The organism is Amycolatopsis sp. NPDC088138, from assembly GCF_044741685.1.
Lineage (GTDB): Bacteria > Actinomycetota > Actinomycetes > Mycobacteriales > Pseudonocardiaceae > Amycolatopsis.
In genome coordinates, this window is sequence record NZ_JBIUTB010000004.1 from 217,930 (window position 1) to 238,868 (window position 20,939).

Here is a 20,939-nt window from a genome sequence, read left to right on the forward strand (position 1 = left end):
CCTATCGTGGTGGCATGCACATCGTGGCCGTCCTCGCGCTGGACCGGGTCGTGCCCTTCGACCTGGCGACCCCGATCGAGGTGTTCTCCCGGACGCTGCTGCCGAGCGGCCGTCCCGGGTACGAGGTCCGGATCTGCGGCGCGAGCCCCGAGGTCGACAGCGGTGCGTTCACGCTGCGGCCGCCGTTCGGCCTCGGCGGTCTCGACGACGCCGACACGATCATCGTGCCGGGCCGCGACGCGAACCCGCCGGTGCCCGCCGAGGTCCTCGACGCGCTGCGCCGAGCCGCCGCCCGCGGCACGCGGATCGCGTCGATCTGCTCGGGCGCGTTCATCCTCGCCGAGACCGGGCTGCTCGACGGCCTCCGCGCGACCACGCACTGGGTCGGCGCGGCCGAGCTGGCCCGGCGGCACCCCGCGATCGACGTCGACCCGGACGTCCTCTACGTCGACAACGGCCAGTTCCTGACGTCGGCGGGCGCGGCGGCCGGCCTCGACCTGTGCCTGTACCTGATCCGCCGCGACCACGGTTCCGCGGTGGCGGCCGACGCGGCCCGGCTGTCGGTCATGCCGCTGGAGCGCGAAGGCGGCCAGGCCCAGTTCATCGTCCACGACCAGCCCCCGACCCCGCGCGGCTCGGCGCTGGAGCCGGTGCTGACGTGGATGGAGGAGAACTGCGCGAAGGAGCTGACCCTCGAAGACGTCGCCGGATACGCCGGGATGAGCACCCGGACGCTCAACCGCCGCTTCCGCGAGCAGACCGGGACGACGCCGCTGCAGTGGCTGCTGCGGGTCCGGGTCCGGCGGGCCCAGCACCTGCTGGAGGCGACGGCGTACCCGGTGGATCGGATCGCCGGCGAGGCCGGGTTCGGCTCACCGACGGCGTTCCGGGAGCGGTTCAAGCGGGTCGTCGGGACCAGCCCGCACGCTTACCGGGCGAGTTTCCGCGCCGGCTGAGGTTCAGTTCCGGAGCCGACTCGGTCCTAGTAGCCCGCACTGCGTAACAGGAAATCGCGCGTCGAGCCCATGCCGTACTTGTCCACCGGGCTCGACAGAGCCGCTACCTCCCGCAGCACCGGCCGGATGTCGACGCCGTCGGCGCGGGCCGCAGCGCAGAGGGCGTTGAGCGCCAAGAGCTCGTCCCGCGGGTCGGCGCCCTGGTCGCAGGCCGAGAAGTGCAGCAGCCGGGTGCGGAAGTCCGCGTCGGGCAGGGACACCGCCCAGCGGAACGACGGGTACCGCTCGAACAGCGCGCGGACCTCGGCCCGTGCGGCGTCGTCGCCGGTCGCGTAGTGGTCCAGCAGGGCGCGCAGAACCTCCCGTGCGCCGGGCGGAAGGACCACCTCGAACGGCTCCCCGTCGTACGGGGCGTTCGCGATCGGTCCCAGGACGGCGTCCACGCGTGCGACTTCCTGCTCGAACATGGGCCCACGGTATCGTCGAACCCATGTCGAGCCCCGAAGCGTCCAGGACCGGGCTGCCGGTCGTCCCGGCAGCCCGGTAGCTCGCTCTTCCCTGGGCCGCGCCCGGGTTCCCGGGTGACCACGAAGTCGTTGCCGATCTCGTGATCCCTGGAGCTTTCTGTGCCCGTTCCCGTCTTTTTCCTCGCCCTGGCGGTGTTCGCCATGGGTACGTCCGAGTTCATGCTCGCCGGGCTGGTGCCCGAAATCGCCGATGCGCTGGGGGTTTCCCTGGCGCAGGCCGGACTTCTGACGTCCGCGTTCGCGGCCGGTCTGGTCGTCGGCGCGCCGCTGATGGCCGCCGTGGCCCGTTCTTGGCGGCGTCGCACGGCCTTGTTGTGCTTTCTCTCCGTCTTCGTCGTGACGCACGTCGTCGGCGGCCTCACCGGATCGTTCGCCGTGCTGCTCGTGACGCGGGCGGCAGCCGCGGTGGCCTATGCGGGCTTTCTCGCCGTCGCCCTCACCGCGGCAGCGGGCCTGGTGCCGCCGGACCGGACGGGCCGTGCCCTGGCGGTGCTGCTCGGCGGCACGACCATCGCCTGCGTCGTCGGCATTCCCGGTGGCGCGCTGCTCAGCGCCGCGTTCGGCTGGCGGGCGGCGTTCTGGGCGGTCGCGCTGCTGTGTGTGCCCGCCGTCGCGCGGATTCCCGACCCTCCGGTGACCGCGAAGCCGTCCGGGCTGCGCAAGGAACTCGCCGAGCTGCGACGACCGGTGCTCGCCGGGACGCTCCTGCTCGGCGCCCTGGTCAACGCGGCCACGTTCGGCGTTTTCACCTACCTGGCGCCGCTGGCCACCGGGCTCGCGCCGGTGCCGCTGGTCCTCGCGCTCTTCGGCGTCGGCTGCTTCGCCGGGGTGACCGCGGCGGGCCGGCTCGCGGATCGGTGGCCCGGCCGGGTCGTCGTGATCGGCGGGCTCCTGTTGCTCGCGGGCTGGGTCGTGCTGGCGCTGGTCCCGGCCGCGCTGCCCGTCCTGGCCTTCCCGCAGGGCGCGTTGTCGTTCGCCGTCGGGGGCACGGTGATCGCCCGGATCCTGCGGCTGGCCTCGGGCGCGCCGATGATGGCGGGTTCGTACGCGACGGCAGCGCTGAACGTCGGTGCCGCCGTCGGGCCGGTGCTGGGTGGGGTGGTGGCGCCGGTGTGGATGGCTGCGGCTCTGGTGGCGGTGGCCCTCGTTCTGGCTGTGGGACTCGGGTCGCGTTCGTGAGTCGGCGTCGGTCTGGGCGGCTGCGCCTCGGTGGTGATGGCTCTCGTTGTCGCCGTGAGGCTCGGGTCGCGACGGCGGCGCTGAACGTCGGCGCCGCCGTCGGGCCGGTGCTGGGTGCGGTGGTGGTGCCGGTGTGGATGGCTGCTGCTCTGGTGGCGACGGCTCTCGTTCTGGCTGTGGGGCTCAGGTCGCGTTCGTGAGTCGGCGTCGGTCTGGATGGCTGCGGCCTTGGTGGCGATGGCCCTCGTTCTGGCCGTGGGACTCGGGTCGCGTTCGTGAGTCGGCGTCGGTCTGGGCGGCTGCGGTCTTGGTGGCGATCGGCTCTCGTTGTCGCCGTGGGGCTCGGGTCGCGGCGGCGGCGCTGAACGTCGGCGCCGCCGTCGGGCCGGTGCTGGGCGCGGTGGTGGCGCCGGTGTGGATGGCTGCTGCTCTGGTGGCGATGGCCCTCGTCGTCGCCGTGGGACTCGGGCCGCGGCGGCGCCGCTGAACGTCACCGCCGCCGCTCCGCCGGGCCGGTGGCGGCTCAGGTCGTCGCGCTGATGTGCAGGACCGCGTCGGCTCCCTCGAGAATCTCGGGGGTGAGCGGGAAGTAGCCCGTCTCCGGGATGGCGTCGGTGCGGGTGCGGGCGGGCTCGACCGCCCGCACCAGGCCCCAGCCGTCGACGCGCTTCTGCAGCGCGGCCTCGTAGGTCTCCGGCTCGGGCTCCCCGAGCCGGAGCGCCTCGCTGCGCCCGACGCTCCCGGCGACGAACACGTACTGCTCACCCAGCAGCGACCCCACGATGGCACCGGCGCCGGACCACACCAGGTTCGCCACCGCCGAGTTCCAGATGCTCGTGCTCCGCTGCAGGTGGCTGTTGTGCGCGAAGACCATCGTCGGCCCGCGCCGGGCCTCGAGGTCGCGGATGTCGAGGAGGTTGAGCGCCATGATCGCGTCCCGGGTGCCGCTCAGGCGCGAATACCTTTCGGGGCCGTCGATCGCCGCCTGCTTGTGGTAGCGCAGCAAGCCGAGCCCGGCGGTGAGGTGCGTCCGGGCGCGGACCCACTCGGCGCGCGACGTCGCCGCGATCCGCTCCGGCGCGCGGCTGTACAGCGTGGTCAGCAGGTCGTCGGCGATCGCGAGCAGCGTGTCGGCCTCCGGGGTGGCGCCGGGGGACGCCGCCGGGTCCATGACGGCCTCCGTGCGGCTCCACCGCTCGTCGTCCCCGGCCGGGATTGCCACGTCGAGGCCCAGGTAGTCGCGGGCGTGTTCGAGGTAGCGCCGCGGGCTGGGCGCGCTCATCATCTCGGTGGACGCGTCGAAACCGTGGAACGCCAGGCGATCCGCGGCCGGGAGATCCTCGTTGTGGTCCCGCATCCAGGCGACCAGGCGGCGGTTGGCGTCCAGCTCCCCGAAGCCGTGCGAGAAGCCTTCCTTCATCGCGGTGTCGAGGGTGCCGACGCCGTCGCGGACGAAGCCGTCCACGGCGAGCGCGGCCACGCGGTCGGTCTCGAGGGCGATCGACCGGAAGCCGTGTCCGGCCAGCCGGGCGAAGAGTGCGTTGCGCCGCAAGGGAAACGCCGGTTCCTGGTGCGACGGCTCGCCGTAGCCCAGCAGGGTGCACGACGCGGGGGCGAGGTCTCGGATGTCCTGACTCATGAGACTCAACCGTATCGTTGAAAGAACGGTTGAGACTTGCCCGAAGTCAGACCGGGTAAAGTCTCAAGTCGATGAGACCCGCCGACCTCGCCCGGGAGCACGGGCTCTCCACGCAGGCGGTCCGCAACTACGAGGCGGACGGCTTCCTCCCGCCCGCGGACCGCACCCCGAGCGGCTACCGGATCTACACCGGGACGCACGCGGCCGCGCTGCGCGCCTACCTGGCCCTGACCAGGGGATACGGCCACCCGACGGCGGGCCGCGTCATGCTGGCGGTCCACGAGGACAACCTCGACGACGCCCTGCTCGTCATCGACCGCGGCCACGGGCAGCTGCTGCGTGACCGCGAAACCCTCGACTCGGTGCGGCGGGCGGTCGGCGACCTGACCGGGGAGCCCGCGCCGGACCCCGGCACCCGGACGATCGGCGAGCTCGCGCACCGGCTGCGCGTCACGCCGGCGACCCTGCGGAACTGGGAGGAGGCCGGCATCCTGACGCCCTCGCGCGACGCCGCGGGTTACCGCGTCTACCGCGCGGAGGACGTCCGCGACGCCGAGCTCGCCCACCTGCTCCGGCGCGGCGGTTACCTGCTGGAGCACATCGCCACGGTGGTCGAGCAGATCCGGACGGCCGGCGGCACGGAGGAGCTGGCCGGCTGGCAGGCGAGGATCACGGACCGGGGCGTCGCGATGCTCGACGCGTCGGCCCGGCTCGGCGACTACCTGGCCTTGCGGCGACGCACGTAGTAGGTGATCAGCAGGACGGTGCAGACCAGGGCGACCGAGCCGGCGATCATGCGGAGGGTGAAGTCCAGTCCCGTCGCGGAACCGATGCCGTTGACTCCGGCGCTGATGACGAGGACCACCCAGAGGATCGGGGCGATCGAGCGGGCGGGGGTGAGGGTGTTGTTTTCCATGCCCAGAACGCTAGAACGGCGCGGCGGCCGCTTCGATGGCCTGCGCACCCGGAAACGGGGTAGCGCCAGCACTACCCGAGGGCGTCAGCTGTCGCGGCCGAGGTAGGCGAGCACGGCCAGCACCCGCCGGTGGCCGCCCTCGTCCGAGGGCAGGTCGAGCTTCTGGAAGATGTTGCGGATGTGCTTGAGCACCGCGCCGTCGCTGACGACCAGCAGCTCGGCGATCGTGCCGTTGTTGTAGCCCTCGGCCATCAGCGCCAGCACCTCGCGCTCGCGCGCGGTGAGCGCGGCCAGCGGGTCGGCGGCGCGGCTGCGGGACATCAGCTGGCCGATCACCTCGGGGTCCATCGCGGTGCCGCCCTTGGCGACCCGCTCCAGCGCGTCGAGGAACCGCTCGACCTTCCCGACGCGCTCCTTGAGCAGGTACCCGACCGCGCCGACGCCGTCGGCCAGCAGCTCGACCGCGTAGCTCGTCTCGACGTGGGCCGAGAGCACCAGCACCGGCAGGCCCGGGTGGATCTCACGGGCCCGGACGGCGGCGCGCAGGCCCTCGTCCCGGTGCGTCGGCGGCATGCGGACGTCCATCACGACGGCGTCCGGCCGGTCCTTCTCGACGAACTCGAGGAAGTCCTCGGCGTTGTCGAACGTCGCGGCCACCTCGATGCCCGACGTCTTCAGCAGCAGCGACAGCCCTTCGCGCAACAGGGCGTCGTCCTCGGCGATCACGACCCGCATGGCAGCTCCACTCGCAGCTCGGTCGGCCCACCGGGTGGGCTGGTCAGGGTGAGGGTCCCATCGAAGGCCTCGGCGCGCCGCCGGATCCCGGCGAGCCCGCTGCCGCCGGTCTCCTCGGCGCCGCCGCGGCCGTCGTCGCGGATGTCGATGGACAGCAGGCCCGCGGTGCCGCCGAGGGTGATCTCGACCTTCGACGCGTCGGCGTGCTTGGTCACGTTGGCCAGCGCCTCGGCCACGACGAAGTACGCGGCGGCCTCGACCGCGGCCGGGCGTCCGCTGTCGTCCTCGACGGTGAGCGCGACCGGCACCGGGCTGCGTTCGCCGAGGGCGCGCACCGCGCCGGCCAGCCCGCGTTCGCTCAGCAGCGGCGGGTAGATGCTGCGCACGACCGTCCGCAGCTCGGCCAGCGCGTCGGTCGCGGTGTCCTGCGCCTTGACCAGCAGGTCCCGCACGGTGTCCGGGTCACGCTCGTACAGCTGCCCGGCGATCCCCAGCTGCAGCACGACCGCGGCGATCCGCGCCTGCGTCCCGTCGTGCAGGTCACGCTCGATGCGGCGCAGCTCGGCACCGTGCGCCTCCAGCGCGGCGGCCCGGGTCGCGGTCAGTTCGGCGACGCGGTCGGCGAGCACGACACCCGGCCCGGGTTTGAGCAGCGACCGCGCGGTGCGCGCCTGCCAGCGTGCGACCACCGGCGCGAGGAACAGCGTCACCGCGGCCATCGCGACGCCGCTGAGCACGGCCAGCCCGGCGGTCGGCCACGACGTCACGACGATGCCCATGGACCCCTCGAGCCCGCCGGGCACCGCCGGCCAGACGACGGCCGTGACGACCTGCTGGACCGCGCCCAGCGGCAGGCCGAAGGCCAGCGCGCCGAGGAGCAGCCCGGTCGCCGCGTGGATCGCCAGCCACGCGACGTCGCGGCGCGTCGCGGGGTCGGTCACGGGAATGCCGTCGCGGTAGGGCTCGGGGATCGGCTCGCCGAGCGCGCGGGCGGCGCGACGGCGGTCGAACCCGACCACCTTGCGCGACAACCGGATCGCGGGCGCGACCGACGGGATCCCGATGCCGAACGGGCACAGCACGAGCACCACGAGCAGCCCGACGAGGGCGAAGATCGACAACATCGACGTCGCCGCCCCGACCACCAGGTAGCGCACCGCCGACCAGCAAGCGCGCAAGCGGGTCGTCACTGGACAAGTCTCCCACCAGGGCACACCCCACCGGCGTGGTGGTGCTGGCGCTACCCCCGATCCACCTCCCCACGGGATCGATCGGACACCGCCGCGATCCTAGTTTTGGTGGTACAGAACGAAAGGGATCGTGATGACCACAGGGTATGCGCTGGAGCTGGCCGAGGTGCGGAAGGTGTACGGCCGCGGCGACGGCGCCGTCACCGCGCTCGACGGGGTGTCCGTGGGGGTGCCGCGCGGGACGTTCACCGCCGTGATGGGGCCGTCCGGCTCGGGGAAGAGCACGTTCCTGCACTGCGCGGCCGGCCTCGACCGGCCGACGTCGGGCCGGGTGCTGCTGGGCGACACCGAGATCGGCAAGCTGAAGGAAACCGCGCTCACGCAGCTGCGGCGCACCCGCGTCGGGTTCGTCTTCCAGGCCTACAACCTGCTGCCGTCGCTGAACGTGCTGCAGAACATCACGCTGCCGATGCGCCTGGCCGGCCGGAAGCCCGACCCGCAGTGGCTGCGGGAGATCGTCGAAGGCGTCGGCATCGCGAAGAAGCTGGAAGCCCGGCCGTCGGAGCTGTCCGGCGGGCAGCAGCAGCGCGTCGCGATCGCGCGGGCGCTCGTCACCCGGCCCGAGGTCGTGCTGGCCGACGAGCCGACCGGCGCCCTCGACACCCGCACCGGACGGCAGGTGCTCGACCTGCTCCGCGCGATCGTCGAGGGCATGGGGCAGACCGTCCTGATGGTGACGCACGACCCGGTCGCGGCCTCGGCCGCGCACAGCATCCTGTTCCTCGCCGACGGCAAGCTCGCCGGCCACCTCACGCACCCCACGCCCGAGCGCGTGGCGGAGCGGATGACACACCTCGGGGAGTGGTGAGCGTGCTTACCCTGGCTTGGCAGACGATCCGGACGCGGCTCGGCGGGTTCGCCGGCGCGTTCATCGCGATCCTGTGCGGCACGGCCCTGGTGGCCGCGTGCGGGGTCCTCATGGAGTCCGGCCTGCGGGCCGGAGTGCCGACGCAGCGGTACGCCGACACGGCCGTCGTCGTCGGCGGCACCCAGTCGGTGCACCCGCCCGGCGCCGACGCACTGTCGGCCGAGCAGGTCGGCGAGCAGGCCACGGTGCCCGCGGACCTGGCCGGCCGGCTCGCCGCGGTCCCCGGCGTCCGCGCCGCCGTGGCGGAGGAGAGCTTCCCGGCGCAGGTGGTGACCGGTGACGGGCAGGTGCTGACCGGCGTCCCGTCGCTGGGGCACAACTGGGACGCGGCCGTGCTGGCGCCGTTCACGCTGAGCGCCGGCCGGGCGCCCGCGGCGAACGGCGAAGTGGTGCTCGACGCCGACCTGGCCCACCGCGCCGGGATCGGCGTCGGCGGGCAGGTGCGGGTGATGACCCGCTCGGTGCCGTCGCCGTTCCAGGTCGTCGGCATCGCGACCGCGGCCAACCTGTCCCGGCAGTCGGCGTTGTTCTTCACGCCGTCCCAGGCCGCCTTGCTGGCCGGCCGTCCCGGCCAGGTGCACGCGATCGGCGTCCTGGCCGACCCCGGGGTGTCCCCGGACGCGCTCGCCGACCGCGTCCGCGCCGCGACGGCCGGGGCGCCGGTCGAGGTCACCAGCGGCATCGAGCGCAGCACCGTCGAGTTTCTCGACGTCAGCCAGACCCGCACGCTGCTGCTCGCGATCGCCGGCTCCTTCGGCGGGTTCGCGCTGATGGTGGCGGTCTTCGTGGTGGCCAGCACCCTCGCGCTCACGATCAACCAGCGGCGGCGCGAGTTCGCGCTGCTGCGTGCCGTCGCGGCGACACCGAAGCAGATCCGCAAGCTGATCGGCGTCGAGACGACCCTTATCGCCTTGGTGGCCGGGGTGCTCGGCAGCTTCTTGGGGCTGGCGGTCGCCGGCGGGATGCGTGACGCGTTCGCCGCGATCGGCGTCGTCCCGGCGGACTTCGGCCTGGCGATCGGCCCGCTGCCGCTGGTGGCCGCGGTGGTTCTCGGCCTGGGCGCGGCGAGGCTGGCGGCCTGGACGGCGTCGCGGCGGCCGTCGACGATCCGGCCGGTCGAGGCGCTCGGCGAAGCGGCGGTGGAGCGGCGTGAGCTCGGCAAGGTCCGCCTGATCACGGGCTGGGCGCTGGTCCTGGTCGGGCTGGGCGGCGCGGCGGTCCCGCTGTTCGTGCACGGCGACGCGGGCCTGGCGGCGTCGTCGATGGCGACGCTCGTGGCGGTCATCGGGCTTTCGGTCGTGGGGCCGCAGGTGGTCGGGCTGATGGTGCGGGTGCTGGCGCCGGTGGTGTCGCGGGTGTCGCGGATCAGCGGCTACCTGGCCGCGGCGAACAGCCAGGCCAACACCCGGCGCCTCGCGGCAGCGGTGACGCCGCTGATGCTGGCGGTCGCGTTCGCCCTGTCGATGTTCTACAGCCAGACGTCGAGCGCCGCGGCTTCCGCGCAGCAGACGGCGCGTTCGACGACGGCGGACTACGTCCTCACCAGCCCGTCGGGCGGCATCTCACCGGAGGTCGCCGAAGCCGCCCGCCGGGTGCCGGGCGTGGTGGCCGCGAACCCGGTGGTCCGCACCCAGGTGATCGTCTCGACCCCCATGGGCGACGACGTCGACGTCCAGCGACTGCCGGCCCAGGGCCTGGCCGCCGAGCAGACCGGCGCGACGCTGGACCTGGGCGTTTCGGCCGGGCGTCTGGAGGACCTGACGGGCGACACGGTGGCGCTGAGCAGTTCGGAAGCGAGCTGGCTGGGCAAGAAGATCGGCGACAAGGTCGAGTTTTATTACGGCGACGGGACTCCGGCTTCGCTCCGCCTGGTCGCGACGTACACGCACGACATGGCGTTCGGCGACTTCGTCCTGCCGGTTTCCCTGGCCCGCCTGCACACGGCCGACCAGCTGGACGACTCCGTGCTGGTCCGCCGTTCCCCCGGCGCCGACGCATCGGCGGTGTCCGCTGCTCTGCGCAACGCCGTCTCGGGCTACCCGGGTTTGGAGGTGGGTGCCGTCTCACCGGCCCCGGACAGCGGCGGCGAGCGGCAGGCACAGTTCTACCTGAACCTGGTGGCGGTCGGCGTCCTGATCGGATACGTGGCGATTTCGGTGGCCAACACGCTGGTGATGAGCACGGCCCAGCGCGGTCGCGAGTTCGCGCTGCTGCGCCTGATCGGCACGACCCGCAGGCAGGTGATCCGGATGATGCGCCTGGAGGCCCTGGCGACGGTCTTCGTCGCGGTGCTGGTCGGGACGCTGGTTCCGTTGGTGCCGTTGGCTTTGCTGAACCTGGGACTGCGTGGGACGCCGTTGCCTTCTGGTTCGCCGACCGTCTACTTGGGAATCATCGCGGGTGCGGTGTTGCTGGGGGTGCTTTCGATGGGCCTGTCGACCCGAGTTGCGCTGCGGGCCCGGCCGATCGATGCCATCGGACTGCGCGAGTAGCCGGTTCAGCTGTCCTTGTCCCGGTTGACGATGTCGGCACTCCCGTCGAAGTAGATCATCGCCAAGGTCGCGTGCTCGGCCAGGACCCGCGCGGTCTTGCGGCCGAGGGACAGAACCTGAGTGGTTCCCCCGGCGGTGACCGTGGCCGACGTCGCAACGGCCATGGTCACGGATCCGCCCTGCTGCAGGTGTTCCTGCAGCAGGGCGTTGATCCGCAGGCTGGTCTGCTGGGTGGGCCCCGGCCGCCGGTAGTGGCCGGTACGTCTCCGCAAATCCTCGGATTCGCCGACGTACACCTGGGGCCGCGCCTGACCCGGAGCGTCGGCCAGGATGAGCCGGTAGATGCCGGGCGAGTGCGGCAGGAGCGGGAACAACAGCCGCCCGCCGTCGTCGAGGATGACGGTGGCGGGGAGATACCACCGCATCCGCACCTGGACGTCCAAGTCGACCGGCTCGAACTCGGTGAGCGGCGCCGCCTTTTCGGTGGCGGGTCGGCGGCCGCGTGCGAGGTAGCTGCCACCGACCTTGCCGCGAGCGAAGCGCACCCGCTGCCGTTCGAAGTGCACCTTGTCCACGTGCCAGTCCGCCTGTCGCCAGGCGTGCGCCTGAGTCAGGCTGCTGTTGGCCCACCACTGGCGATTTTCGAAGGCCGAGGCGGGGAGACCGTCCACCAGTGCGGCGACCTCCGCGAAGGTGAGTTCCACCGACGCCCGGCCGAGTGCCGCGAGGTCGGCCAGATGTTGCCGCAGAGGTTCGTACTTTCCCGTCACAGGTGAGAAGTCGGCACGATGGTCTCTGTCGTTTCCAGGCACCCGAAAGTTTCGGAAACTCCGAAACTTTCGCCGCCGAAACGCATGTCGAAAGGTTTCGAGAATCGTTGACACTTCGGCGAAATCGGACCAATACTCGCCGTGTCGGATCATCCTCAGCGAGGAGGAAACATGCGCAGGACGAGTCGGGTCAGGGTGCTTGTCGGCGGGTTGGCCGTCGCGCTGGCCGCGGCGCTCACTCCGGGCGTCGCCCACGCCGATACCGTCATCACGACCAATCAGACCGGTACCAACAACGGCTACTACTACTCCTTCTGGACCGATGGCGGCGGCTCGGTTTCCATGACGCTCGGGTCCGGTGGGAACTACCGCACCCAGTGGAGCAACACCGGGAACTTCGTCGCCGGCAAGGGGTGGAGCAACGGGAGCCGCCGGAACGTCAACTACTCCGGGAGCTTCAACCCCTCCGGCAACGGTTATCTTGCCCTCTACGGCTGGACGTCCAATCCGCTCGTCGAGTACTACATCGTCGACAACTGGGGCACCTACCGGCCGACCGGCACGTACAAGGGCACCGTCACCAGCGACGGCGGCACCTACGACGTCTACCAGACCACGCGGTACAACGCGCCGTCCGTCGAGGGGACCAAGACCTTCAACCAGTACTGGAGCGTCCGGCAGCAGAAGCGGACCGGCGGCACCATCACCACCGGCAACCACTTCGACGCCTGGGCCCGCTACGGCATGCGGCTCGGGAGCTTCAGCTACTACATGATCCTCGCGACCGAGGGTTACCAGAGCAGCGGCAACTCCAACCTGACGGTGGGCTGAGCGATGCGCAAATCACTGGTGGCCGCCGCCTTGCTGGCCGCGGCGAGCACGATCTCCGTCGCGGGACCGGCCCAGGCGGCCGCCTGTTCCGGGTACGTCGGCCTCACCTTCGACGACGGTCCGTCCAACGGGAACACCCCGGCCCTGCTGAACGCGTTGCGGCAGAGCGGGTTGCGGGCGACGGTGTTCAACGAGGGCCAGTACGCCGCCGCGTACCCGGCCCAGGTGCGCGCCGAGGTGAGTGCCGGGATGTGGGTCGGCAACCACAGTTACACGCACCCGCACCTGATCCAGCAGAGCCAGTCCCAAGTGGACTCGGAGGTTTCGCGGACGCAGCAGGCGATCGCCAACGCCGGCGGCGGCACGCCGCGGCTGTTCCGGCCGCCGTACGGCGAGACCAACGCGACACTCCGGACGGTGGAGGCGAAGTACGGCCTCACCCAGATCATCTGGGACGTCGATTCGCAGGACTGGAACGGCGCGAGCGTGGACGCGATCGTCGCGGCCAACGCCCGGCTCCAGAACGGGCAGATCATCCTCATGCACGAGTGGCCGGCGAACACCCGGACGGCGATCCCGCGCATCGCGCAGGGCCTCGCCTCCCGCGGGCTGTGCGCCGGGATGATCTCACCACAGACCGGCCGCGCGGTGGCCCCGGCCTGACCGCACCGCGGACGCTCCGGCCGCCGCCTACCGGTTCACGTACCACTCGACCCGGACGGTGGTCGCCGAGAGCGTCCGCAGCTCGGCGCACACCTCGTGCGTCACGAGCACGCCCGTCCGCCGGCAGAGCCGCGGCACCCCGCTGATCTCGCGCGCGGGCGTGAAGCCGTGGGGCACGAGGTACTCGCGCATGACGTCCGGGGCGCGGTCGCCGGTGGCCTCCAGGACACCCCAGCAGTTGCCGGACCCGCAGGCGTAGTCCCGGGCGACCGTCAGCTGCGACGGCCCCGGCGCGACGCCTTCGTCCCCGGGCGGTGCGTCCCAGTGCAGGGCCAGGACGCCGCCGGCCGCCACGAAACCGGCGACCACCAGCGTGGGCAGCAGGGCACTGGGACGCTCCCGTTCCACCAGCATCCCGACGGCGCACACCACTGCCGCGAGCGTCGTGTGGAACCAGTAGACCTCGATCGAGGCGGGCACCCACGGCCCGGTCAGCCCGAGCCCGCGCGGCACGGTGAACCAGGCCAGCAGCACCAGGAGGACCAGTCCGACGGCCAGTCCGGTCCGCGCCGTCTTCGCCAGCACGCACCAGACGAGGATCGGGAGCACACCGAACAGGGCCACGAAGGGCTGCTCCCAGGCGAACGCGGAGACGCCCACCGCGGCGGCAGCCAGGGCGAAGCGCCACCAAGGTACGTCGGACACGAGCCGATTATCCCGGGAAGGGGGTGGAACCTTCACGCCGCGTGGGGCAGGGTGGACGGTGGCGAGGAGGCGACGATGCCCGATGAGACGTTCACCCTGCCCGGAGCCGTGACGGCCTACCGCTGGGACCCGGCGGGGCCGCCGGTCGCCGTGCTGCAGCTGACCCACGGCATGGGGGAGCACGTGCTCCGCTACGGGCGCGTCGCCCGCGCGTTCACCGCTCGCGGGTTCGCCGTCTACGGACAGGACCACCGCGGTCACGGTGCGTCCATCCGGGACGTGCCCGGCGACCTCGGCCCGGACGGCTGGCCGTCGCTGGTGGCCGACATCGGCGTGCTGACGTCCAGGATCCGCGAAGAGCGGCCGAGCCTGCCGGTCGTGCTGCTCGCGCACAGCATGGGCTCGTTCGCGGCCCAGCAGTACCTGCTCGACCACTCCGCGGACGTGGACGCGGTGATCCTGACCGGCACCGCCGCGCTCGACGTCCTGGAGCCGGCGCTGGACCTCGACCAGCCGCTGGACCTGGCGATGTTCAACGCGCCGTTCCAGCCGCAGCGCACGGACTACGACTGGCTCAGCCGCGACGAGTCCGAAGTGGACGCCTACGTCGCGGACCCGTTGTGCGGCTTCGGGATCGACCCGCCGAACACGAAGGCCATGTTCGCGGGCGCGCGGCGGCTCGCCGATCCCGCCGCGGTGGGCGGGATGCGCGAGGACCTGCCGATGTACCTGGCCGTCGGCGACCAGGACCCGGTGAACGGCAACCTCGCGCTGTTCGACGTCCTCGTGCAGCGGTACCGGGACGCGGGCATCAAGGACCTGACCGTCAAGGTCTACCCGGGCGCCCGGCACGAGATCCTCAACGAGACGAACCGCGCCGAGGTCGTCGCGGACCTCCTGGCCTGGGCCGGAAAGGTGCTCTAGAGCCAGTCGTGCTCGCGGGCGTAACGAGCGGCTTCGTGGCGGGTGCGGGTCTGGGTCTTCTGCATCGCGTTCGAGAGGTAGTTGCGGACCGTGCCCTCCGCGAGGTGCAGCTGGAGCGCGATGTCGGCGACCGCGAACCCCTCACGGGTCGCGCGCAGGACGTCGACCTCGCGGTCGGTGAGCGGGCAGTCGTCGACGACGGCCAACGCCGAGACGTCCGGGTCGATCCAGCGCTTGCCCTCGTGCAGGGTCTTGATCACCGACGTGATGTGCGCCGGTTCCGCCGACTTGCTGACGAACCCCTGGACGCCGAGTTTCAGGGCCTTGCGCAGGACGCCGGGCCGGGCGTGCCGGGTGAGCATGAGGATCACCTGGTCCGGCCGCGTGCGGCGGATCTCGGCGACGGCGCCCAGCCCGTCCACGTTGGGCATTTCGAGGTCGATCACCAGCACGTCGGGCCGGTGCTCCAGGGTGGCTTTCACGGCTTGCTCGCCGTCTTCGGCCTCGGCGAGCACGGTGATCTCGCCCTCGAGGGGCAGCAACGCGGCCAACGCCTTGCGCAACAACGCTTCGTCGTCGGCGAGCACCACGGTCGTCATCGGACGTCCTCCCGTCGCGGGAAGGCGGCCGCCGTCAGGAACCGGCCGTCCCGCTGTTCCACCTTCAGTTCGCCCCCGCCCTCCGCCAGCCGCTGCCGCAGCGTGGCGAGCCCGTTGAGCTCGGGCAGTTCGTCGTCCTGCGCGCCGTCGTTGACGATGGCGATCCCGGACTCCGTGAGCGTGATCCGCACCTGCTTGGCCTGGGCGTGGCGCAGGATGTTCGTCGTCGTCTCGCGCAGGACCTGGCCGAGCAGCTCGCCCGCCCGCGCGTCGACCTCGGCCTCGCGGTCGACGCGCACGTGGATGCCCGCGGCCTCGAAGAGGTTCTTCGCGTTCTCCAGCTCCGCGGACAGGTTGAGCCGCCGCTGGGCGTAGGCCAGCTCCTTGGTCTGGTCGATGGTGTCGCCGACCAGGGTGTGCACTTCCTTCAGCTCCTCCTGGGCCCGGTCGACGTCGCTGCGCAGCAGCTTCTCGGCCAGCGCGACCTTCAGCTTGACGACGTGCAGCGTGTGGCCCTGGATGTCGTGCAGGTCGCTGGCGAACCGCATGCGTTCGCGGATGACGGCCAGCTCCGCCTCGCGGTCGCGGGACTGCTCCAGCTCGGCCACCAGGTCGTAGAACCGCTGGCTGGCGAACGTGAACGCGGTCGACACCACGACGGAGACGGCCGGGACGACGACGAACTGCAGCAGCCGCCCGATGCCGTGGCCGGGGTCGGAGTACACGAGGAGGTTCGTCGAGCCCAGCGCCGCGACCAGCACGCCCAGCCCCAGCAGGGCCGCGATGCGGTGGCGGGGCAGCGGCGGGATGGTGAACGAGCCGACGACGCACAGGCCGTAGAACGAGGAGGAGTCGTCGTTCATCGCCCCGGCGAGCCAGACCGCCGCGGTGATGGCCACGCAGGGCCGCGCGACGCGGATGAAGTCGCCCGCGGTCCACCGCTCCGCGGTCGCCAGCGCGGCGGCCAGGCCGATGACCTGCAGGACGACGTGCCACCAGGTGCGGGCGGTGAGCACCACCAGCAGCACCCCGACGAACGCCAGCGGCGGCACCGTCGTGATGAGGTTGAGCCGCCGTAGCCGCTCCTGCACCGCCCCGCCGGTCCAGGTCGCCCGGCGCGCGAGCGTGGTCACCTCCATGAACCCGAGCGTAACGGGCACAGCGGACACCACCAGTGACACCACGTCATGTCCCGTGGTGACGTGGCCACACTGCCACCGGGGCGCGAACGAGGCTGGAATCGGAGCATGTCCACGACACCAGTCATCGACGTCGACCACCTGAACCTCACCTACGGCGACTTCCACGCCGTCCGGGACCTCTCGTTCCAGGTCGAGCGCGGGGAGCTGTACGCGCTGCTCGGCACCAACGGCGCCGGCAAGACCTCGACCCTCGAGACCGTCGAGGGCCACCGCGCACCCACCTCGGGCGCCGTGCGGGTGTTCGGGAAGAGCCCGCGCGACCGCGCCGCGGTGCGGCCCCGGATGGGGATCATGCTGCAGGAGAGCGGGTTCTCCCCGGACCTGACCGTGCGGGAGTCCGTCCGGCTGATCGGGAGCCTCACCGAGCGGACCGACAGCGTCGAGCGGGTGCTCGGCATCGTCGACCTCACCCGCAAGGCCGGGACGAAGGTGTCCCAGCTTTCCGGCGGCGAGAAGCGGCGGCTGGACTTCGCCACCGCCGTCTACGGGACGCCCGAGCTGATCTTCCTCGACGAGCCCACCACCGGCCTGGACATCCAGTCCCGCGACGCGCTCTGGGACGCCGTCGACCGGCTGCGCGAGGACGGCTCGACCATCGTGCTCACCACGCACTACCTCGAAGAGGCGCAGCAGCGCGCCGATCGCATCGGGCTGATGCACGAGGGCACCTTCCACCGGGAGGGCACCGTCGCCGAGCTGACGCGGACGCTCCCGTCGACCATCCACTTCGCCCTCCCGCCGCACGCGCCGGCGCCGCCGCTGCAGGCCACGCGCGAGCACGACGGCCGGTTCCTCATCGAGACCTTCGGCCTGCAGAAGGACCTCCACACCGTGCTCGCCTGGGCGCAGGACCACGCGGTCGAGCTGCACGGGCTCGAAGCCGGCCCGACCCGCCTCGACGACGTCTTCCGCGCCATCAGCAACTCCTGAAAGGACCTTCCTCATGCTTTCGATCGCTCGCGGCGAGCTGATCCAGATCTTCCGCAACCGGCTGGTCCTGGTCACCGCCCTGCTCCTGCCGGTCGCGTTCAGCGTGTTCCTCATCAGCAAGCACGAGCTGTTCACCGAGGTGGGCAGCCTGGGCTACATCGCGGCGCTCGCCCTGTTCTTCGTGGTGAGCATCGGGCTGTACACGACCTCGGTGACGACGCTCGCGTCCCGCCGCCAGAACCTCTTCCTCAAGCGCCTGCGCTCCACCGCGGCGGGTGACGTCGGCATCCTCACCGGGCTGCTGGTGCCGATCACCGTGCTCACGCTCGTCCAGGTCGGCGTGATCCTGGGCGTGCTGGCCGCGGTCACCGACCGGCCCGACAACCCGCTCCTGCTGGTGGCGGCGGTCGTCTCGACGATCGTCATGATGCTCGCGCTGGGCCTGGCCACGGCCGGCCTGACCAACTCCCCGGAGCACGCCCAGGTCACCACGCTGCCGGTCACCGTCGGTGTGGTCGCGGTGGCCGGCTGGGTCGGCGCCACCGGCACCGAGAAGCTCACGCTGCTCAAGCGCCTGCTCCCCGGCGGCTCGGCCACCGAACTGATCCTCAACGCCTGGAACGGCGGGGTCGCCCTGGGTGACTCCCTGATCCTGCTCGCGCCCACGCTGGCCTGGGTGGTCGTCGCAGTCACGCTGGCCAGCCGGCTCTTCCGCTGGGAACCGCGCCGCTGACCCGCCGGGCCGGCTCCGCCCGCTCGCGGGGGAGGGGCGGACCCCGGTCCCGGTTTCCCGGCCGGTGCCGCCACGACGACGCTCGTGGCGGCACCGGCCTTTCGTAGCAGAGTCGCCGTTGTGCTGGTGCCGAGATCACCTAGGTGAACCCGCTGAGCTGCTGTTCCGGCGGGGCGGTTCTCGGCTGGCGGAGGGTCGCGAGGTCCCTGCTGAAGGCCCGTCCCGGCGACGTTCGTGGCGGCACCGGCCCTTCGTGGCAGAGTCGGCACCGTGCTGGAGGACTGGTGCCGCGATCACCTGGGCGAACCCGCCGAGGTGCTGTTCCGCATCCAGCGGATGTCCACCGTCCTCGGCCTCCGGCTGGCCGACGGTCGCGAGGTCGTCCTGAAGGCCCGCCCCGACGACGACGGCCGGGCGGCGCCGTGCGTCGAAGCGCAGGCCCGGCTGGCCGAGCGCGGGTTCCCGTGCCCCCGGCCGCTCACCCCGGCGGTCGCCGTCGGCTCGCTGGCCGTGCACGCCGAGGAGTTCCGGCCCGGCGGTGAGCTGCTGCCCGGGGACTCGCCGGACGTCGCCGTGCGGTACGCCGACGTCTTCGCCCGGCTGATGGCCGGACTGGACGGCGTGCGTGTCCAGCCGCCGCTGCCGAACCCGCGCTGGGCACGCTGGGACCACGACGATCCCGGCTTGTGGCCGTCGATCGGCTTCCTCGACGACCGCGACCAGGGCTTGGTGCCCGGGTACGTCGTCGAGACGGCCACCCGGGCCCGCAAGCGACTGCTCGCCGCGGACCTGCCGTGCGTGCTCGGTCACGCCGATTTCGAGGCGCAGAACCTCCGCTGGCACGACAGCGACGTGTGGACGGTGCACGACTGGGACAGCCTCGCGTGGCAACCGGAGGCGGCCCTGGCGGGCGCGGCGAGCGGGTCGTTCGCCGGTGCCGGACCTCCGACGCTGGCGGCGATCGAGAGTTCCGAAGCGTTTCTGGAGTCCTATCAGGACATTCGCGGACGGGCTTTCTCTTCCGAAGAGCGGGAAATCGCCTGGGCGGGCAGTCTGTGGCCGGCCGCGCACAACGCTCGCTGGGAAGCGCTGCACGGCGACCCTCCGGTGTCCGGCGACGCGGTCCGGGCGCAAGCGGCCGAACGGCTCCGCCGGGCGAACGCCTGACCCATTGCCAGCGGCATGCATGCGGGCATGCCTGTTTGCTAGCATATGGGCATGACCCAGCCCGCCAAGCGGCAGTTCAGCGTCTACCTGCCGGTCGAGCTCATCAGGCGGGTCAAGCACGCGTCCGTCGACGCCGACGAGTCGCTCTCGTCGTACGTCGAGCACGCGCTCGAGGACCACCTGCGCCGCAGCGACAGTGAGGAACGACCGTGATGCGCGTGATGCCGATCCGCTACAGCTCGGACGTCGAGGCCGTGACGCGGTTCTACCGGGTGCTCGGCCTGCGGGAAGGGCCGGTGTCCCGGCCGGGCGGCTGGGTCGAGCTGCCCGCCGACGGTGGTGTGCTGGCCGTCCACCGCGGGTCCGCCGGGGACGTCGGCCGGTGCGAGCTGGCGTTCGAAACCGACGAGCCGCTGGAAGACGTCGCGACGCGCCTGCGGGAGGCCGGGTTCGAGCCGGGGCCGCCGACCGACGAGGGCTTCGGGTACTCGCTGCGCGTCCGCGACCCGGACGGCGTGTGGGTGCAGATCAACCAGCACGACCGAGAGCTGTACACGTGAGCGGTGGCCGGCCCCTGGTCCTCGCGACCGGGATCGTCGCGCTCGAGTTCGCGGCCGCCGTCACCGGCTTCGTCGCTTCCACCCTGCTGCCGATCGTCGCCGGTGACCTGGACGCGCGCGGCGAGCTGGGGCTCCTGATCGCCGGTTCGACGCTCGGGTTGTTCGTCGCGCTGCCGCTCGCGAGCCGGGTCGTGGACCGGCTGGGCGCGCGGGGCACGCTGGCCGCCGGGATGGCCGCCTACCTCGGCGGGCTGGCGCTGGCCGCCTCCGCGCGGACGGCGTGGATGTTCGCGCTGGGGCAGTTCGCCACCGGGCTCGCCGGTGGCCTGCTCGCCGTTTTCGGGATCAGCTCGGCGATCCGGCACCTCGACGAGCGGCTGCGCATCCGGGTCGTCGCGGCGTCGTCCGCGATGTGGATCGTGCCGGCCCTGGTGGGCCCGGCCGCGACGCTCGGCCTGGCGCACCTCGTAGGGTGGCGCTGGGCCCTGCTGGTGCCGGTGCCGTTCGTCCTTTTCGGACGGTTCCTGGTCGTGCGCGCCGCCGGTGACGACCCGGCCGGCCGGGAAGCACCACGGCCGCTGGGCCGGACGCTGCTGGTGCCGCTGGGTGCGGCGGGTGTCGTGCTGAGCGCCGGGTTCTGGCCGCTCGCGGTGGCCGGAGCGGTACTCACCGTGGCGGGCACGATCTCGATCCTGCCCGCGGGAACCGCGCGCCTGCGGCGGGGCACCCCCGCGGCGCTCGGGGCGATGGTGCTGTTCGCGGTGGGCTACTTCGGCGCGGACAGTCTCATCACCGTGCTGCTGACGAGCGGGTTCCGGCTGGGACTCGGGCAGGCGGCGATCGTGCTGAGCGCCGCCCCGCTGGGGTGGGCCGTCACGAGCCTGGTGGCCACGCGGCTCACCTCGAAGCGCTTTCCCGTGACCGGGCTGGGGATGACGGCCCTGAGCACGGCCGTACTGGCGGTCGAACTCGTAGTGGACGGGCCGTTCGCCGTGGTGCTCGTCGCGTGGGCCGTGGCCGGGATCGGTGTCGGGCTCGCGTATCCCGGCCTGTACATCAGCGCCACCACCGCGGGTTCTAGCGGTTTCAGCGCCGCGGAGCTGGCCACCGCGGTCATCACGGCCGAGTGCGTCGGGCAGCTGCTGGGCCGCGCCGTCGGCGGCGCGCTGAGTTCGGCCGGCGGGCTGTTCGCGTCCTACGTGCTGTTCGCCGTCGCGCTGCTCGCGGCGGCGGGCGCGGCGAGCCGGGTAAACACCAGGACGCCCGCTGATCACCCGTGACAGAATCGGCCGC

At 72.2% G+C, this 20,939-nt stretch carries 24 protein-coding genes; 15 read left to right on the plus strand and 9 right to left on the minus strand.

From position 1 onward, the window contains the following. The first annotated feature begins 14 nt into the window (after nucleotides 1-14). The gene (locus ACIOD2_RS22395) at nucleotides 15-956 is read left to right on the plus strand and encodes a GlxA family transcriptional regulator (RefSeq protein WP_400541012.1); all 942 of its coding nucleotides are present in this window, start codon (nucleotides 15-17) and stop codon (nucleotides 954-956) included. 26 nt (nucleotides 957-982) lie between these two features. Here ACIOD2_RS22395 and ACIOD2_RS22400 read toward each other — a convergent pair whose 3' ends face one another. Further along, entirely contained in the window at nucleotides 983-1,423 is a 441-nt protein-coding gene (locus ACIOD2_RS22400) for a hypothetical protein (protein ID WP_400541015.1), read from the minus strand. 159 nt (nucleotides 1,424-1,582) lie between these two features. Here ACIOD2_RS22400 and ACIOD2_RS22405 point away from each other — a divergent pair, with 159 nt between their 5' ends. Both ACIOD2_RS22405 and ACIOD2_RS22410 read left to right on the plus strand, forming a co-directional pair. Further along, entirely contained in the window at nucleotides 1,583-2,662 is a 1,080-nt protein-coding gene (locus tag ACIOD2_RS22405) for a Cmx/CmrA family chloramphenicol efflux MFS transporter (protein ID WP_400541018.1), read from the plus strand. A gap of 310 nt (nucleotides 2,663-2,972) precedes the next feature. Further along, nucleotides 2,973-3,149 carry a hypothetical protein gene (locus ACIOD2_RS22410; RefSeq protein WP_400541021.1) on the plus strand — a complete coding sequence of 59 codons (177 nt, stop codon included), beginning with the start codon at nucleotides 2,973-2,975 and terminating at the stop codon, nucleotides 3,147-3,149. A gap of 36 nt (nucleotides 3,150-3,185) precedes the next feature. Here the strand turns inward: ACIOD2_RS22410 and ACIOD2_RS22415 are convergent, their stop codons facing one another. Continuing rightward, the gene (locus ACIOD2_RS22415) at nucleotides 3,186-4,301 is read right to left on the minus strand and encodes an erythromycin esterase family protein (RefSeq protein ID WP_400541024.1); all 1,116 of its coding nucleotides are present in this window, start codon (nucleotides 4,299-4,301) and stop codon (nucleotides 3,186-3,188) included. Nucleotides 4,302-4,372: 71 nt separating this feature from the next. Here ACIOD2_RS22415 and ACIOD2_RS22420 point away from each other — a divergent pair, with 71 nt between their 5' ends. Beyond that, complete coding sequence (locus ACIOD2_RS22420) at nucleotides 4,373-5,047, plus strand: TioE family transcriptional regulator (protein WP_400541026.1); 675 nt, start codon at nucleotides 4,373-4,375, stop codon at nucleotides 5,045-5,047. Here the strand turns inward: ACIOD2_RS22420 and ACIOD2_RS22425 are convergent. The 3 genes from ACIOD2_RS22425 to ACIOD2_RS22435 all read right to left on the minus strand — a co-directional run bounded on the left by ACIOD2_RS22425 (nucleotide 5,020) and on the right by ACIOD2_RS22435 (nucleotide 7,142). After that, complete coding sequence (locus ACIOD2_RS22425) at nucleotides 5,020-5,217, minus strand: hypothetical protein (RefSeq protein WP_400541029.1); 198 nt, start codon at nucleotides 5,215-5,217, stop codon at nucleotides 5,020-5,022. The two genes, ACIOD2_RS22420 and ACIOD2_RS22425, sit on opposite strands and share 28 nt — an antisense overlap. Before the next feature lie 84 nt (nucleotides 5,218-5,301). Beyond that, a complete protein-coding gene (locus ACIOD2_RS22430; protein WP_400541032.1) occupies nucleotides 5,302-5,952 on the minus strand; it encodes a response regulator in 651 nt (216 codons plus the stop codon). Beyond that, entirely contained in the window at nucleotides 5,940-7,142 is a 1,203-nt protein-coding gene (locus tag ACIOD2_RS22435) for a sensor histidine kinase (RefSeq protein ID WP_400541035.1), read from the minus strand. Before ACIOD2_RS22435 ends, ACIOD2_RS22430 begins: the two co-directional genes overlap by 13 nt. A 133-nt stretch (nucleotides 7,143-7,275) precedes the next feature. Between ACIOD2_RS22435 and ACIOD2_RS22440 the strand changes: the two genes are divergently transcribed. Next, the gene (locus tag ACIOD2_RS22440) at nucleotides 7,276-8,010 is read left to right on the plus strand and encodes an ABC transporter ATP-binding protein (RefSeq protein ID WP_400541038.1); all 735 of its coding nucleotides are present in this window, start codon (nucleotides 7,276-7,278) and stop codon (nucleotides 8,008-8,010) included. Nucleotides 8,011-8,012: 2 nt separating this feature from the next. Beyond that, on the plus strand, nucleotides 8,013-10,562 hold the full coding sequence (locus ACIOD2_RS22445; protein ID WP_400541041.1) for an ABC transporter permease: 2,550 nt from the start codon (nucleotides 8,013-8,015) through the stop codon (nucleotides 10,560-10,562). A 5-nt stretch (nucleotides 10,563-10,567) separates the two neighbouring features. On the opposite strand, the gene ACIOD2_RS22450 is transcribed toward ACIOD2_RS22445, so the two are convergent. After that, a complete protein-coding gene (locus ACIOD2_RS22450) occupies nucleotides 10,568-11,485 on the minus strand; it encodes a hypothetical protein (RefSeq protein ID WP_400541044.1) in 918 nt (305 codons plus the stop codon). A gap of 18 nt (nucleotides 11,486-11,503) precedes the next feature. Between ACIOD2_RS22450 and ACIOD2_RS22455 the strand changes: the two genes are divergently transcribed. Together ACIOD2_RS22455 and ACIOD2_RS22460 are read left to right on the plus strand one after the other, a co-directional pair. Next, a complete protein-coding gene (locus tag ACIOD2_RS22455; RefSeq protein ID WP_400541047.1) occupies nucleotides 11,504-12,163 on the plus strand; it encodes a glycoside hydrolase family 11 protein in 660 nt (219 codons plus the stop codon). A 3-nt stretch (nucleotides 12,164-12,166) separates the two neighbouring features. Beyond that, entirely contained in the window at nucleotides 12,167-12,826 is a 660-nt protein-coding gene (locus ACIOD2_RS22460; RefSeq protein WP_400541050.1) for a polysaccharide deacetylase family protein, read from the plus strand. 27 nt (nucleotides 12,827-12,853) lie between these two features. On the opposite strand, the gene ACIOD2_RS22465 is transcribed toward ACIOD2_RS22460, so the two are convergent. Beyond that, complete coding sequence (locus ACIOD2_RS22465; RefSeq protein ID WP_400541053.1) at nucleotides 12,854-13,531, minus strand: hypothetical protein; 678 nt, start codon at nucleotides 13,529-13,531, stop codon at nucleotides 12,854-12,856. A gap of 75 nt (nucleotides 13,532-13,606) precedes the next feature. On the opposite strand from ACIOD2_RS22465, the gene ACIOD2_RS22470 reads away from it, so the two are divergent. After that, a complete protein-coding gene (locus ACIOD2_RS22470; RefSeq protein ID WP_400541056.1) occupies nucleotides 13,607-14,455 on the plus strand; it encodes an alpha/beta fold hydrolase in 849 nt (282 codons plus the stop codon). Here the strand turns inward: ACIOD2_RS22470 and ACIOD2_RS22475 are convergent. Both ACIOD2_RS22475 and ACIOD2_RS22480 read right to left on the minus strand, forming a co-directional pair. After that, the gene (locus ACIOD2_RS22475) at nucleotides 14,452-15,054 is read right to left on the minus strand and encodes a response regulator (RefSeq protein ID WP_400541059.1); all 603 of its coding nucleotides are present in this window, start codon (nucleotides 15,052-15,054) and stop codon (nucleotides 14,452-14,454) included. The two genes, ACIOD2_RS22470 and ACIOD2_RS22475, sit on opposite strands and share 4 nt — an antisense overlap. Next, nucleotides 15,051-16,193 carry a sensor histidine kinase gene (locus ACIOD2_RS22480; protein WP_400541062.1) on the minus strand — a complete coding sequence of 381 codons (1,143 nt, stop codon included), beginning with the start codon at nucleotides 16,191-16,193 and terminating at the stop codon, nucleotides 15,051-15,053. The genes ACIOD2_RS22475 and ACIOD2_RS22480 overlap by 4 nt, the downstream gene beginning before the upstream one ends. Nucleotides 16,194-16,301: 108 nt before the next feature. Between ACIOD2_RS22480 and ACIOD2_RS22485 the strand changes: the two genes are divergently transcribed. From ACIOD2_RS22485 to ACIOD2_RS22510, 6 genes are all read left to right on the plus strand, one after another. Continuing rightward, the gene (locus tag ACIOD2_RS22485) at nucleotides 16,302-17,186 is read left to right on the plus strand and encodes an ABC transporter ATP-binding protein (protein WP_400541065.1); all 885 of its coding nucleotides are present in this window, start codon (nucleotides 16,302-16,304) and stop codon (nucleotides 17,184-17,186) included. 13 nt (nucleotides 17,187-17,199) lie between these two features. Beyond that, the gene (locus tag ACIOD2_RS22490; RefSeq protein WP_400541068.1) at nucleotides 17,200-17,919 is read left to right on the plus strand and encodes an ABC transporter permease; all 720 of its coding nucleotides are present in this window, start codon (nucleotides 17,200-17,202) and stop codon (nucleotides 17,917-17,919) included. A 336-nt stretch (nucleotides 17,920-18,255) separates the two neighbouring features. Further along, nucleotides 18,256-19,086: a hypothetical protein gene (locus ACIOD2_RS22495; protein WP_400543177.1), complete on the plus strand. Its 831-nt coding sequence runs from the start codon at nucleotides 18,256-18,258 to the stop codon at nucleotides 19,084-19,086. 51 nt (nucleotides 19,087-19,137) lie between these two features. Further along, entirely contained in the window at nucleotides 19,138-19,299 is a 162-nt protein-coding gene (locus ACIOD2_RS22500) for a CopG family transcriptional regulator (RefSeq protein WP_400541071.1), read from the plus strand. Beyond that, the gene (locus ACIOD2_RS22505) at nucleotides 19,299-19,646 is read left to right on the plus strand and encodes a VOC family protein (RefSeq protein ID WP_400541074.1); all 348 of its coding nucleotides are present in this window, start codon (nucleotides 19,299-19,301) and stop codon (nucleotides 19,644-19,646) included. The genes ACIOD2_RS22500 and ACIOD2_RS22505 overlap by 1 nt, the downstream gene beginning before the upstream one ends. Then, nucleotides 19,643-20,926 carry an MFS transporter gene (locus tag ACIOD2_RS22510; RefSeq protein WP_400541077.1) on the plus strand — a complete coding sequence of 428 codons (1,284 nt, stop codon included), beginning with the start codon at nucleotides 19,643-19,645 and terminating at the stop codon, nucleotides 20,924-20,926. The genes ACIOD2_RS22505 and ACIOD2_RS22510 overlap by 4 nt, the downstream gene beginning before the upstream one ends. The last annotated feature ends 13 nt before the right edge of the window (nucleotides 20,927-20,939 follow it).